Below are 14,338 nucleotides of genomic sequence, written 5' to 3' on the forward strand. Positions count from 1 at the left end.
CATGCTTCTTTACGGATATTCAAAAACCTGTTATACACAAACCTGGCGCATCCCAGTGTCTGATTGATTAGCTGTTGCTGTTGTTTAGTGGGATATATTCTATACTGATAGCCTTTTTGCTGTAACACATCGTTCACCTCCTGTCACTTACTATTATATCACCACTATGTTCTATTTTCCGCCTCGACTACTTGCGTAAATTCGGTGGACGTGGCATTCATCTCCCGCCTATAGAGGCAGGGAGTCTTCTGTCACATTAAGATAAAAATCCATTTCTTTGCCTTAATCCAATTCGTATTCCAGCATATTGCCAGTATTCGCATCAATGGTGCACTCAGCATCCATGTACTGCCCATATTGGAAATCTATTTCGTATATCTCATGGCCATCATCCCAATCATGCTCTACCTTTGTAATAGTTGCCCCAGGAAAATACCTGTATACAACATCACACGCTTCGTCACGGGAAATCTGGGCACACGCCACAGATGCTGCCATCAGGCAGCCTACTAGCACACTACCGAAGATCAGCTTCATTTTTCCTGACATACGATCACCCTTTACCTTTCACACTATTATACTACCACTATTATACTACCACTGTATTACCACCATTCGCTTAACATCTCCTCATCGCTTGATTATATTATCGCACATATTTCTGAAAAGACTCTGCATCGGATACAGGCATCTTCACGGTCAGCAACGTTCCCTGCTCATCATAATCTATGGCCTCTACCTTGCCAAGATTGTGCAGCTCCGTCACCAGCGCCCCCTGGTCATAAGGAATACACAAGGTCAGCGTTACCTGCCCCTGATTGAAAAAGCCTTTAATTTTTTCACGCAGCATCTTCAGTCCCTGCTCGTCCTTGGCAGAAATCACCACACCGTCCCTGCCCTGCAGCATCCGGGCGGCAACATACTCATTATCCTGTTCTGACTCCGGCAGCTTATCCGCCTTGTTGAACACAAACACAGATGGTTTATCCTGGGCCCCAATCTCCTGCAGGACTTCCATAACCGCCTTGATCTGCAATTCATAATTTGCATCGCTGGCATCCACCACATGCAGCAGCAAATCCGCTTCCACTGTCTCCTCCAGCGTTGCCTGAAAAGCACTGACAAGCGTATGGGGCAGCTTCTGGATGAAGCCTACCGTATCCGTCAGCAGGAGCTCCTGCTTTTCATCCAGCTCCACAAGCCTGGTAGTAGGATCCAAGGTGGCAAAGAGCTTGTCCTCTGCCAGCACCTCATCCCCTGCCGCCAGCGCATTCAGCAGGGTTGACTTCCCGGCATTGGTATACCCCACCAGGGCTGCCGTAGGAATACGGGAATTTTTTCGCTGTGCCCTGTGCAGCTGCCGCTGGTTTTTCAGCTTGGCAATCCGTTCCTCCAGGTCATGAATCCTGCCATGAATCCGCCGTCTGTCCATCTCCAGCTTTGTTTCGCCCGGGCCCCTTGTACCGATGCCGCCTCCCTGCCGGGAAAGCACCAGCCCCTGCCCACCCAGCCGTGGCAGGTTGTACCTGAGCTGTGCCAGCTCCACCTGCAGCTTGCCGGCAGCAGACCGGGCCCGCTGGGCAAAAATATCCAGAATCAGGGCTGTCCTGTCCACTACCCTCAGGCCGGTACTCATTTCCAGATTGCGCTGCTGGGAAGGGCTGATTTCATCATCCACAATCAGCAAATCCGCTTCCACATTCTGTGCCAGCATGCCAATCTCATCCACCTTGCCCCTGCCCAGGAAAAAAGCATTATCAGGCTTCGCCTTGCGCTGAATTACCTTGCCTGCCACCTGCGCTCCGGCAGTCTCTGCCAGCCCCTTCAGCTCCGTCAGGGAATCCTCAATGCTCCAGCCACCGGCAGAAGCATTGTAGTCCACTCCTGCCAAAATCGCCCTTTCCTGCCGCTTTTCAGTTTCCTTCAGCTGGTTGCGCCCCATCTCCTTGTTGATAGCTGTCACCAGCTGCATCAGGTTGTAGCGGTTCAGGTCTCCTATAGGCAGTTCCTTGGTGCCATGCACCACATAGCCGCCGCTTTCCGTCAGCTCACCGCTCAAAAAAGCCATGCTGCCATATATCCTGCCATCCTTCATGCCGATAGCTGCCATCACATCAAAGCGCATGCTGCGCAAAGATGACAAATCCGGTGCACTTAGCCTGGTATCACTGCTGGGGTGGGTATGCACGCACCGCACACCCGACAGGCGGTTTTCCGATTTGCGCTGCCTGATTTCCGGCAGGTCGACTGTCGCATCATCGCCCACGGAGACCTGCAGCACCTTGCCCTGGCGATTTATATAAACAGCTACCTCACGCTGCAGCTCTGCCGTCACCGACAGCATCAGCTCAGCTATCTCACGGGTAACCAGCTGACCGGCAGGCACCGCCAGCTCATACAGCCCCTCCAGGCTTTCCAGCACGCTTTTCTTGATATTTTTCAGCTCACCATGTATCATCATACCGCCTCCAATCAGCGCTGACCTATCTTTATACATCTCTACTCCATATTATAGAACAAATATCACAGAATAGCAAATTTTGGGTAAAACAAATTTTATCTGCACTGGCAGGATAAATACAAAAAAAAGCGGCTCCCGTAACAATGATGTACGCAAAGCCGCCTTTTTAGAATTTAAGCTATAAAATTATTATTCTGCTGCCTGACCAGTTGCTTCCAGTGCATCCCAGGCCGCATTGGCACGCTCTACGAAAACATTGCGGACAGCTTCATTTTCGCCCAGGCCATGAATGTATGCCTCTACCTTGATGCCTTCCTTCTCAAGGATGCTCTTGTGGGAGTCTTCCTCACTACCTGCCATGTCGTTGTTGGCGTGGTCACCGGCAACCATCATAAACGGCATAATAGTAACCTTCTTGATTTTCTTTGCCTTCAGCTTCGGAATGATGGTCTCCATGCTTGGCCAGCCCTCTACTGTCTCAATGAATACGTTGTCGTAGCCCAGCTCCTGCAGCTTCTCCTGAATCACTGCATAATAGGCATTGGCAATATTCGGTGTGCCATGAGCCATCATGACAATGCCCTCGCCCTTTTTCGTCTTTGGGAACTGGGTAGCAAAGGCTTTCAGCACCTCAGTCACATCGTCAGCCTGCTCCTCCTGGCCCTGCCAGTACATCAGCGGCGTGCCAATGGTCATCTTCTTGAAATCCTGCTTGTAGCTGTTGAACACACCCAGCTTATAGTTATACTCCATGCCAGGAATAATATCCAATGTGGTCAGGGCAACCCTGGTATAGCCTTCTGCCTTCAGCTGTGCCAGTGCTTCCTCAGGGGTAGGATACTTGATGCCCTCATTGGCTGCCACGCGGTCAATAATGATGTGGGAGGTATAGGCAGTTACAACCTTTACTCCCGGATGAGCTGCCTTAATGCCCTCTATGGTAGCATTAATAGTCTTGGCGCGGTTTTCTGCAAAGGTGGTGCCAAAGGTCATTACTACAATGGCATCCTTGTCAGCCAGTCCCTGCAAATCAGGATTCTCATATACCTGCACACCCATCTGGGATGCTGCCAAAAGGGCAGGAGTAGCGGTCTTCACCTCCGGGTTCAGCTCATAAGCAGCCTCGGAAGCAGCAGGGTTCACGGAAAATACTGTGCCTACGGCAACAGCAGCTACAAAAAATTTCTTCCAGTTCTTCATAAAATATTCCTCCTAAGAAAAAATACTATATATCTTCCTGCCTTAACAGCAGGAAAACTGACAACTTTTTTTGCAGCTCATACATTCATTGATTTTGACGGGCTGAATATTGCTCTGCTTTCAGCCTCTATAAAATTTATATGCACAATGGTTTTTATTTGGTTAATTATCAGATAACCACTGAAGAAATTTATCCCAATATCACTTCTCTAGGCTGCTGTTTTTGCGCAGCAGGTATAGGAAATAGGGAGTCCCCAGAAAGGCAGTCATAATGCCCACATTGACCTCCGTCTTTTCTATCAGCACTCTGCCCAGAGAGTCGCAGAACAGCAGGAATACGCCACCTGCCACAATGCTGGCTGGCAGCAGGTGCTTGTGGTTTGGCCCCACCAGCATACGCATCATGTGGGGGATAATCAGCCCCACGAAGCCGATGCTGCCGCTGATGCAGACACTGGCCGCCGTTGTCATGGCAGAAACCAGCAGCAGTATCAGGCGGTATTTTACCACCGGCATGCCCACTGCCTTGGCCTCTGCCTCGCCCAGGGCCAGGATATTCAGGTGCCGTGCCATCAGCAGCATGATGGAAATACCTGCCGCAATGGGCCCGATGCCCATCAGGACATGCTCCCAGCGGCGATAGTCCAGGCTGCCGATAGTCCAGAAAAGGTACTGCTGCAGCTTGTACTCATCCATGACCACCAGCAGGGCAGCCGTAATGGCACCCAGCAGCATGCCCACCACCACGCCGGACAGCAGCAGTGTCAGCACGGGAATCCTGCCGTTCCTGGTGGCCAGGCCGATAGTCAGGAACACGGCGCAGATGGCACCTACAAAGGCAAAGGCCGGCATAGCAAACATGTTTACGGCATTTACCCCCAGGCTGATGGCCACCACAGCACCTACCGTAGCGCCGCTGGAGACGCCTATGATGCCCGGGTCAGCCAGGGGATTGCTGAAAATCCCCTGCAATATCGTGCCGGAGGCTGCCAGCCCCGCCCCCACCATAAAGCCCACCAGGGTACGGGGGGAGCGGATAAACATCAGCACAGCCTCCTGCTGGGCCGAGACATTTACATCCTGCAGCACAGGCAGCCCCAGCTTGTGGCAGCACCAGGCCGCCACCTGCAAGAAACCCAGGTCATACTGACCTGCTGACAGGGAAAAAACAAATGTCAGGAGCAGCATAGCGAATAGCACTATGGCTACCAGCCTGCGATGATACTTCATGCTTCCCCACCTCCCATTGATGATTTGCCAATGGCTTGTGCCGTTTTTTCTGCATTTCTATCATCACTGCCGATAATCGTTGCCAAAAGCCGCAACTTTTCCTCATCCATAGGCTCCGGCAGGGTGTAAATATCCGCATGGCCCGTCTCCGGGTTGCGCCCCGACCTGATAGATACGCCGTAGCCATCGGTCAAAAGCTCATCAGTAAGCACCCTTTCCGGCACATCATCAGCAATAATCCTGCCCTGCCTTGCCAAAAGCAGCCTGCTGCAATACCTGGCGGCCAGGTTCAGCTCGTGGACAACCATCACCACGGTTTTTCCCCGGTGGCACAGCTCCTGGCAGAAGCGGAAGATTTCCTCCTGATAGAACAGATCCAGCCCTGCCGCCGGTTCATCCAGAAACAGCACCGGCGTCTGCTGGGCCAGCACCTTGGCCAGCAGCACCCTCTGCCGCTGGCCGCCGGAGAGGGCGCGGATAGGCTTGTCCGCCATTTCCAGCACCCCTGTGTATTTCATGCAGGCAGCCGTGATTTCCTTGTCCTCCTCACTCTGCTGCTGCCACCATTTCCGATATGGGTAACGCCCCGCCATGACAATATCCCGGGCTGTATAATCAAAGGTCAGCTCCACCTGCTGCTGGAGATAGGCAATCTTTTTCGCCAATTCCCTTTCCTGATAAGCCCCTATCTCCCTGCCTGCCAGCAGCACCCTGCCGGACCACACCGGCAGGAAGCCCCGCAGGGCTTTCAGCAGGGTGCTCTTTCCGGCACCATTCTTGCCGATGATGCCCACAAACTCACCTTTGCCGATGCTCAGGCTGATATTGTCCAGTATAGGATTTTGCCCGTTATATCCGGCTGTAATATCTTCCGCCTGGATAATTGTATTACTCATCCCATCACTCATACTCATATATAAAGCATACCTCACTCTACCGCGGACAGATGCTGCTGGTCAGCCAGCTTGAACTCGTCACCATAAACGGTATAAGCAATCTCCTGCACGGCAAAGCAGAAATCCTGGGAAGCGGTATAAATATATGCATCCCTTGGCTCCCGGATGCTGCCGGACTGAATCGCCTTCATCTGCTGCAGGGCAGGGTCCTTCAGATACCTGTCCCGGAAGCCCTGAATATCAAAAGTGCCATGGGCATTGTAGGTCGGCAGGAAAATCATATCGGGATTCATCTGCACCATCATTTCCTTGGTCAGCTTATCCCCCCGCTTCAGGCCGTACTCCGACAGGCAGTTGGTTACGCCTGCCAGAGTGCAGGCATCATCGTAGATGCAGTCCTTGCCGCCGTAATTGTTCATCAGGGAAATCAAAAGTACCCTCTTTCTTGCCTCCTGGGGGATTTTATCAACCTTTGCCTTGATTTCCGCCAGCTTGTCATCCATCATGCTCACCAGCTTGTCACCTCGCCGGGGTTCTCCCACGGCTGCCGCAATCAGACGGATATTGTCCCTTATATCCGGCAGGTTTTTGGCACCCTTGACTACGACTACATTAATCCCCATGTTCCGCAGGGATTCCACATAATCAATATCGCCCCAATCGGCGGCAATCACCAGGTCAGGCTCCATGGCGAGGATTTCCTCCACCTTGGGATGGCGCACCTTGTTGGGAATATCCTTGCCCAGCTCCACCACATTGGAGCTGACAGGATCATCCACCAGCACGTTGGCACACACTACCCTCTCAGGTTTCACCAGCCCCAGGAGGATATTGTCCGTGCTCATGGTGAGGCTGACAATCCGCTGGGGCTTTTCCTGGAAGCTCACCACGGTTCCCTGGTCATCCGTCACCTGATAGCCCCCTTCGGAGGCACTGTCCTGGCTGCCGCAGCCGCTGAAAAGCGCTGTCAGCACCAGCAAAAGCAACAGCAGCATTAAGCTTGCCGGATTCTTTCTGTACATCAATGCAAATCGCTCCTTTTCGCCCATTAAAAAAGCCCTTCCCCCACAGCAGAGGGAAAAGCCATCAACTTATAGCCCTGTCCAAAGGCTACAAATCCCCTTCCCATCGCTCGCAGGTACTGTACACAGCCAGCTTGCCGCAGCATGGCTGTCATATCATTCGGTGATTGCTGAACAGGCAATTCTTCTGGCTTAGGTTCATGGCTTGTCTGCGCCTTCTCAGGTTTCCCCAATGACATAACTTATGCAGACTCGCTCCCCTTACAGCGGCGGGACCGCGCCGGCTTTGACCGGCTTCCTTATTGAGTCTTTCGACACCTGTTCCAAATATTCATCTCCGTCCCTAATTGTAGCACAAATTTAAGCAAAAATAAACCCTCCCACGAGAAAAACAGTACATAAAAAACATAAAAAACGCTGCCGCCCCGAAGGACAGCAGCGCTCTCACCGTGACAGCACATGCCATCACAGCAGTATTCAGTTTTCAAAAGCAATGCCTTGAAATTACAGCTTAGGACCAGCAGCAACCAAAGCCTTGCCAGCCTCGTTACCAGTGTACTTGCCGAAGTTCTTGATGAAGCGGCCAGCCAGATCCTTTGCCTTGGTCTCCCACTCGGAAGCGTCAGCATAGGTGTCACGAGGGTCCAGAATCTTAGAGTCAACGCCTGGCAGCTCGGTAGGTACCTCGAAGTCAAACATAGGAATCTTCTTGGTAGGAGCCTCGTTGATAGCACCGGACAAAATAGCATCGATGATACCGCGGGTATCCTTAATGGTGATACGCTTGCCAGTACCGTTCCAGCCGGTGTTTACGAGGTAAGCCTTTGCGCCGTTAGCGTTCATCTTCTTTACCAGCTCCTTACCGTACTTGGTAGGATGCAGTTCCAGGAATGCCTGACCAAAGCAAGCGGAGAAGGTAGGAGTCGGCTCAGTGATGCCGCGCTCGGTACCTGCCAGCTTTGCAGTGAAGCCGGAGAGGAAGTAGTACTGAGTCTGCTCCGGAGTCAGGATGGAAACTGGAGGCAGTACGCCGAAAGCATCTGCGGACAGGAAGATTACATTCTTGGCAGCTGGTGCGGAGGAACCTGGCTGAATGTTGTTGATGTGCTGGATAGGATAAGATACACGAGTATTCTCGGTAACGGACTTATCAGCGAAGTCAATCTTACCATCCTCAGCAACAGTTACGTTCTCCAGCAGTGCATTTCTCTTGATTGCACCATAGATATCAGGCTCGGACTCCTTGTCCAGGTTGATAACCTTTGCATAGCAGCCGCCCTCAAAGTTGAACACGCCATTGTCATCCCAGCCATGCTCGTCATCACCGATCAGGCGACGCTTAGGGTCGGTAGACAAGGTGGTCTTGCCGGTACCGGACAGGCCGAAGAAAATAGCGGTGTTCTCACCGTTCATGTCGCAGTTTGCGGAGCAGTGCATGGAAGCGATGCCCTTCAGAGGGAGGAAGTAGTTCATCATGGAGAACATGCCCTTCTTCATCTCGCCGCCATACCAGGTGTTGATGATAACCTGCTCACGGGAAGTAGTATTGAAAGCTACGCAGGTCTCGGAGTTCAGGCCGAGTTCCTTGTAGTTGGTAACCTTAGCCTTGGAAGCGTTGTAAACAACGAAATCAGGCTCGAAGTTCTCCAGCTCCTCAGCGGTAGGCTGGATGAACATGTTGGTTACGAAATGAGCCTGCCAAGCAACCTCAACGATGAAACGAACCGCCATACGGGTATCCTTGTTGGCACCGCAGAAAGCATCTACAACGAACAGCTTCTTGTTGGACAGCTCGGTCTTTGCCAAATCCTTGACAGTAGCCCATACGTCCTCGCTCATAGGATGGTTATCGTTCTTGTACTCATCAGAGGTCCACCATACAGTGTCCTTGGAGTTCTCATCCATAACGATGTACTTATCCTTTGGAGAACGGCCAGTATAGATACCGGTCATTACATTAACAGCACCCAGCTCAGTCTCTTTACCTACCTCATAGCCCTCGAGACCAGCCTTAGTCTCTTCCTCGAACAGAAGCTCATAAGAAGGATTGTGAACAATCTCAGTAGTACCAGTAATACCATACTTGCTCAAATCAACGTTTGCCATTTTGCTATCAACCTCTTTCTCTTTATACTGCAGCAGCACTTTGCTGGCAAATTATGCCTGCTGAACTTCACAGGCATGTTTCCCATACGGTGGGCCGCCGCTTAAAATACTATTTCAAGGCTGGTACTTTCGTACCGCACCCTCGCTTTATATGTTATAGTATTTTGGCAATTTTGTCAAAAATTATTTAGACTTATTTCTGTATAAATTTTGCTTATTGTTCTCACAGTGCATTATTGTATTCACGCGAAAGCACTCAATTCTGCCCGGCAAAGGCTGCTACTGCCTGCGGCATAGCGGTCTTCTCTACCACATTGCCATGACGTACCTCGGCATTTTTCAAGGCAGCAAGGCCTGCCGGAATCTTAAAGCTGTTCATAGACTGCAGCTTGTCCAAAAGCTGGAACTCATCCATGCCCTCGATTGCCTCTCCCAAGGCTGTCAGCACGCTCTCATTGAACTTGTACGGACTGGCAGTGGATACCACTACCATTGGCTCGGCATTGCCCTGCAGCATATATTTGTGGGCGCTGTCCCATGCCACAGCAGTATGGGTGTCCGCAATATACTTTCTTTCGCCATAAACAGCATTTATCGTTTCCATAGTTTTCTGGTCGTCTGCCCAGTCGCAGCCAAAGGTGGCCTGAATCTTGGCCAGCACCTCTGCACCTACATCGTACCTGCCGGTTTCTGCCAGGGACTTCATCCACTCTGCCACCTGGGCGGCATCATTGGTCACATGATACAGAAGGCGCTCCAGGTTGCTGGAAATCAGGATATCCATAGACGGGCTGATGGTCTTGAAGAAGTCACGGTTCCTGTCATAAACGCCGGTGGTGAGGAAATCCGTCAGCACGTTGTTGGTGTTGGAAGCACAGATCAGCTTCTTTACAGGCAATCCCATGCGCAGGGCATAATAACCAGCCAGGATATCACCAAAATTGCCTGTCGGCACGGTAAAACTGATTTCATCCCCGGCACGGATAACGCCTGCCTTTAAAAGATCAGCGTATGCACTGAAATAGTAGACAATCTGTGGTACCAGGCGTCCCCAATTAATGGAGTTGGCAGAGGACAGGGATACACCGGCCTCATTCAGCTTTGCATTAAACTCCCTGTCGCTGAAAATTGCCTTGACGCCGCTCTGGGCATCGTCAAAATTGCCCTTGACAGCAGTAACGGCAACATTTTCGCCCTGCTGGGTAACCATCTGCAGCTTCTGGATGCGGCTGACACCGTTCTCAGGATAGAAAACAATAATCTTGGTCTGCTCCACATCCCGGAAGCCTTCCAGGGCTGCCTTGCCGGTATCGCCGGAGGTAGCCACCAAAATCAGCACCTGGTTCTTTTCCCCGGTCTTCTTCAGTGCAGTAGAGAGAAGCTGCGGCAGAAGCTGCAATGCCATGTCCTTAAAGGCGCTGGTAGGGCCATGCCACAGCTCCAGCACAGACACATCCTCCATGATATTCAGGGGAGCAACGGCTGCATCATCAAACTTGCCGCCGCCATAGGCACGCTCTACGCAGCCCTTGATTTCCTCGTCGGTATAATCAGTCAGGAAGCAGCCCAGCACCCTGGCAGCCCGCTCCTGATAAGAGAGCTTTGTCAGCCCCTTGATGAACTCCATATCCACCTGGGGCAGCTCATCCGGCACGAACAAACCGCCATCATCGGCAAGGCCTGCAATAATCGCCTGGGCAGACGTCATTTTCTGGTTATTTCCTCTTGTGCTGATGTAATTCATATAATTTCTTCACTCCTAAATAGATTTAGCAAACTAACTAATATTATTTTTATAAATATTTTACATAAGCAATTTATCTGATTAGATTCGCTACAACAGCATCCACAGCCTTCACCAAATCATCCGGGCTGAGTATCAGCTGCTGGCCCCTGATACCGGCACTGATGGCAATTTTTTCATAATTGCGGCAGGTCTCGTTCAGGTATACGGGATAATTCTTCTTGGCCCCCAGGGGTGAGCAGCCTCCCCGCACATAGCCGGTAAGACCCAGCACCTCCTTCAGATGCACCATCTCCACACGCTTGTTGCCAGACACGGCAGCCAGTGCCTTCATGTCCAGCTCCCCATCCCCGGGGATACACGCCATGAGGACTCCTGTCTTGTCCCCCCGGCACACCAGCGTCTTGAAGACCATCTTTACATCCATGCTGGCAGCTTCTGCCACATGGACTGCACTCAAATCATCCAGATCCACCTCGTATTCCTTGATTTCATAGCTGATTTTCAGCCTGTCCAGAATACGGGCGGCATTAGTTTTCTTGTTTTTCATACTGTAACATACTGTCCTTCCTTAGAAAACATAAATCCATGCTAGTATAACACAAATTATTTTTATTGTCTATAATCCAGCGCAAAAAATGCGGAGCAAATGCCGTCTTTTCCATGGAAAGGAAAAATTCCTGAAGAAACAAACGCACCTGCTCCGCCATCATGTTTTATTGCCTTTTTATTGCAGTTCTGCTGCAGTTATTGTGCAGTCATTGTGCCCCGTTGCCGTAGGCCGAAATCTCCGGCAGGTTCTCACCGCCCAGCAGGCTATAGGCATCACCGTTCTGCTCCGCTACGCCAGGATAATTAGCGGCCCTTACTGCTGCATCATCGTTGTTGCGCATGGAAGCAGCCGTCTTCTTCGCCACAGCTGTCCGGTCAATGACAGGACCTACCACAGCTTCCAGCTTGGACTTGTTCTCCGCCCACTGCTTCTGCAGGCCTGACAGCTTTCCATTGTACTGTGCCAGCCTGTTGTTCCAGACCGCAGCATTAAAGGTCGGACGCCTCTTGCCAGCCTTCCTGGCCTCCTCCGCCTGTTCCTTGGCATCATTCATGTTGTCGTTATGAGAAGCCACATCATAATAGCTTTCCAGCATATTCAGGGAAATTTCCTTGCGCTCCCTGAGAAGCTCATTGAGGTATCCCCCGGCAATCGGCACATTCAGCTCCTCAATCCGCTTGTAGGACTCCTCAAATATCTTCCTCGCCTCAAATACCCAGTCCAGATCATGCTCTGGATGCTGTGCCCTCAGCTCATCCAGCTTTTCCTGGGCAGCCGTCAGGATGAAGCGCACCTTGTCCTTGTAACGGATATAATCACGGTCATTCTGCTTGATCAGTTCATCTGCATACCTGCTGTAATTCTCAATGTCATAGAGCTTCCAGCTGCCATCATCCTGCCGTTGCAGCTTCAGATTGAGGATATAGGTATCACCGAAATTTGGCTCGTAGACGCGGATACCGGCAGTTACCCTGATAGGGCCTTCTTCCTCCTGCAATGCTACTTCCTCCGTGGCAACCTCCTTGCTTTCCTCGCCGGTCATGTAGTCATTGATTTTGGTGAGGATATAGCTGAGGACCTTATCCGTCAGGGTTTCATCCTTCCTGTCTTCCTCTCCCGGCGGCGGGTCCCTGTAGACATACTCCAGGCTGCGGAAGCTTACGGTCTTCAAGCCGATCTTATCCTGGAAGCTGGATTCTGCCGTTATCTTTTCCGGCTCCGGCCACTTTCCCGTCTTTACGTAGGTCAGAAAATCCTCCCTGCACAAATCACCGAAGCTGCCATCCTTCAGCTTGCCATACACAGGCTCATCCTGCGGCACCAGCTCCGCAAGCTTCTTGCTGCTGCCCTGAAAAATCGCATCCATGTCAATCCGCTTTTGCAGTTCATCCACATTGCCGGTCTGGATGGCTTTCTGCATAGCCCGCAGTGAATAGGTAGGCGTATAAATATAAAACTTAAAGTAAAAGGCACCTGCTGCAATCCCCAGCAAGAGCTCCAATAAAACACCTAAAATCACAGCTTTTCTAACCGTCATTTCCTCACCTGCTTTGCACATCATTGTGTTTTGCCCCATGCAGAAAAAAAGTCCTGCACAGAAAACATCCTTGTTTTTTTCTATACAAGACTCATTATATCATAATCTTAGAAATTTTTGTAATAATTTTGTTTTTTCATACATTATACCTATGCGCCGGGGCCTGAACCGGGCGCCAGCGCCTTGCATAACCAGCCGGAAGTTTTACATTTTAAAACGAAAAATCGATATAGGGATTTTCTATGATGGAAGTTTTATTGTATTTACTGCTCCCCTGCCTCCTGCTCAGGCAAATCCGCAAACAAATCCAGCTGCTCATGCTCCAGAATGCTGCGGTCCGCCTCCGGCAGCTCTGGCAGGTCACTGATGTCATTCAGCCCGAAGCATTGCAGAAAAGTATCCGTAGTGCCGTAGAGGATAGGCCGCCCGATAGTATCCTTGCGGCCCAGCTCCCGTATCAGCTCCATTTCCAGCAGCTTGGACATGATTTTCTCAATGCGCACACCCCGGATATGCTCAATCTCCTGCTTGGTAATCGGCTGCTTAAAGGCAACTATGGACAGGGTTTCCATGGCGGCAGGGGAAAGCCTCTTATCCCGTTCCTCGCTGAGCCTTTCCACATAGTGAAAATACTGTGCCTTGGTCACCAGCTGCCAGCCTCCGGCAACCTGCTGCAGCTGCAATCCGCTGCCACGTTCCTCCAGCTGCTTGCTGTAGGCTGCTGCCAGTTCCCGCACATTCTCCGCATCTATACCCAGGATTTCCTTCAGGCTCTCCATTGACACAGGCTCGCCACTGGCAAACAGCACCGCCTCAAAAGCCCCGGTCAGCTCATTCATGAACATCCTTATTTTCACCTACCCTCACGGAAATATAAATCTCCTCGAACTGCCCCTGCTGCTGCACAGTGATGCTTTTCAGCTTGATAAGCTCCAGCATCGCCAAAAAAGTGGTGATCAGCTCTGCCCGGCTATTTCCCTGAAAGGCATCTGCAAATCTCAGCCTGCCATCCCTGCGGTGCAAAAGGGAAATCAGCTCCTCCATCTTGTCCTGCACGCTAAATTCCTCAGGCGCCACCAGCACCTGAGGAATCTTCAGCTCCCTGCGCACCGCCAGCACATTGGCAAAAGCCTCCAAAAGCTCGCTCAAGGAAAGATTCTTTGGAGGCAGATGCCGCACAGGCAGCTCCATGGGCTCACGGGCCAGAAAACGCTCCTGAGACCTTTGCAGCTCCCCCATGACACTGCTGACTTCCTTAAAACGGCGATACTCCAATATCCTTTCTATCAGCTCCTGCCTCGGGTCTGCCTCCGGCTCATCATCCTTTTCCTTGGGCGGCTTCGGCAGCAGCATCCGTGACTTGATCTGCAGCAGGGTAGCCGCCATGATGATAAACTCGCTGGCAATCTCGATATTAAAGCTGCGGAATTTATCAAGATACTCAATATACTGCTCCGTCAGGGAAGCTATCGGAATATCATAAATATCTATTTTATTTTTCTCAATAAGATGCATGAGAAGCTCCATAGGCCCCTCAAAACACTCAAGCCTTATTGAATACTGCTCCATAAAAACTTCCCTTAAACTGC

13 protein-coding genes and 1 riboswitch are annotated in these 14,338 nt (G+C 51.2%); all 13 genes read right to left on the reverse strand.

Annotated features, from left to right (window positions below; genetic code table 11):
• Positions 1-137: helix-turn-helix domain-containing protein (locus FYJ84_RS14815; protein ID WP_328596366.1), on the reverse strand; the 137-nt coding region annotated here is incomplete at its 3' end.
• 145 nt (positions 138-282) lie between these two features.
• Positions 283-549 (reverse strand): PepSY domain-containing protein, encoded by a 267-nt coding sequence (locus FYJ84_RS09005; RefSeq protein WP_154407277.1) that lies wholly within the window; start codon positions 547-549, stop codon positions 283-285.
• Positions 550-646: 97 nt separating this feature from the next.
• Positions 647-2,458, reverse strand: coding sequence for a GTPase HflX (gene hflX, locus FYJ84_RS09010; protein WP_455423409.1), 1,812 nt, complete (start codon positions 2,456-2,458; stop codon positions 647-649).
• 192 nt (positions 2,459-2,650) lie between these two features.
• A complete protein-coding gene (locus tag FYJ84_RS09015; protein ID WP_154407279.1) occupies positions 2,651-3,661 on the reverse strand; it encodes a sirohydrochlorin cobaltochelatase in 1,011 nt (336 codons plus the stop codon).
• 201 nt (positions 3,662-3,862) lie between these two features.
• A complete protein-coding gene (locus FYJ84_RS09020; protein ID WP_154407280.1) occupies positions 3,863-4,891 on the reverse strand; it encodes a FecCD family ABC transporter permease in 1,029 nt (342 codons plus the stop codon).
• Complete coding sequence (locus FYJ84_RS09025; protein ID WP_154407281.1) at positions 4,888-5,787, reverse strand: ABC transporter ATP-binding protein; 900 nt, start codon at positions 5,785-5,787, stop codon at positions 4,888-4,890. Before FYJ84_RS09025 ends, FYJ84_RS09020 begins: the two co-directional genes overlap by 4 nt.
• A gap of 32 nt (positions 5,788-5,819) precedes the next feature.
• The gene (locus FYJ84_RS09030) at positions 5,820-6,809 is read right to left on the reverse strand and encodes an ABC transporter substrate-binding protein (protein WP_154407331.1); all 990 of its coding nucleotides are present in this window, start codon (positions 6,807-6,809) and stop codon (positions 5,820-5,822) included.
• A gap of 160 nt (positions 6,810-6,969) precedes the next feature.
• Positions 6,970-7,146, reverse strand: a riboswitch (cobalamin riboswitch).
• A 167-nt stretch (positions 7,147-7,313) separates the two neighbouring features.
• A complete protein-coding gene (pckA, locus tag FYJ84_RS09035; protein ID WP_154407282.1) occupies positions 7,314-8,915 on the reverse strand; it encodes a phosphoenolpyruvate carboxykinase (ATP) in 1,602 nt (533 codons plus the stop codon).
• 256 nt (positions 8,916-9,171) lie between these two features.
• Positions 9,172-10,659, reverse strand: coding sequence for a threonine synthase (gene thrC / locus FYJ84_RS09040; RefSeq protein WP_154407283.1), 1,488 nt, complete (start codon positions 10,657-10,659; stop codon positions 9,172-9,174).
• A 73-nt stretch (positions 10,660-10,732) separates the two neighbouring features.
• Positions 10,733-11,209, reverse strand: coding sequence for a Cys-tRNA(Pro) deacylase (gene ybaK / locus FYJ84_RS09045; protein ID WP_154407284.1), 477 nt, complete (start codon positions 11,207-11,209; stop codon positions 10,733-10,735).
• Positions 11,210-11,417: 208 nt separating this feature from the next.
• Positions 11,418-12,749 carry a hypothetical protein gene (locus tag FYJ84_RS09050; protein ID WP_154407285.1) on the reverse strand — a complete coding sequence of 444 codons (1,332 nt, stop codon included), beginning with the start codon at positions 12,747-12,749 and terminating at the stop codon, positions 11,418-11,420.
• A 263-nt stretch (positions 12,750-13,012) separates the two neighbouring features.
• The gene (gene scpB / locus FYJ84_RS09055; protein ID WP_154407286.1) at positions 13,013-13,594 is read right to left on the reverse strand and encodes an SMC-Scp complex subunit ScpB; all 582 of its coding nucleotides are present in this window, start codon (positions 13,592-13,594) and stop codon (positions 13,013-13,015) included.
• Positions 13,581-14,318: a segregation and condensation protein A gene (locus FYJ84_RS09060; protein WP_154407287.1), complete on the reverse strand. Its 738-nt coding sequence runs from the start codon at positions 14,316-14,318 to the stop codon at positions 13,581-13,583. Before FYJ84_RS09060 ends, scpB begins: the two co-directional genes overlap by 14 nt.
• Positions 14,319-14,338: the final 20 nt, after the last annotated feature.

It is taken from the genome of Anaerovibrio slackiae (assembly GCF_009695585.1).
In the GTDB taxonomy this organism is placed as follows: domain Bacteria; phylum Bacillota; class Negativicutes; order Selenomonadales; family Selenomonadaceae; genus Anaerovibrio; species Anaerovibrio slackiae.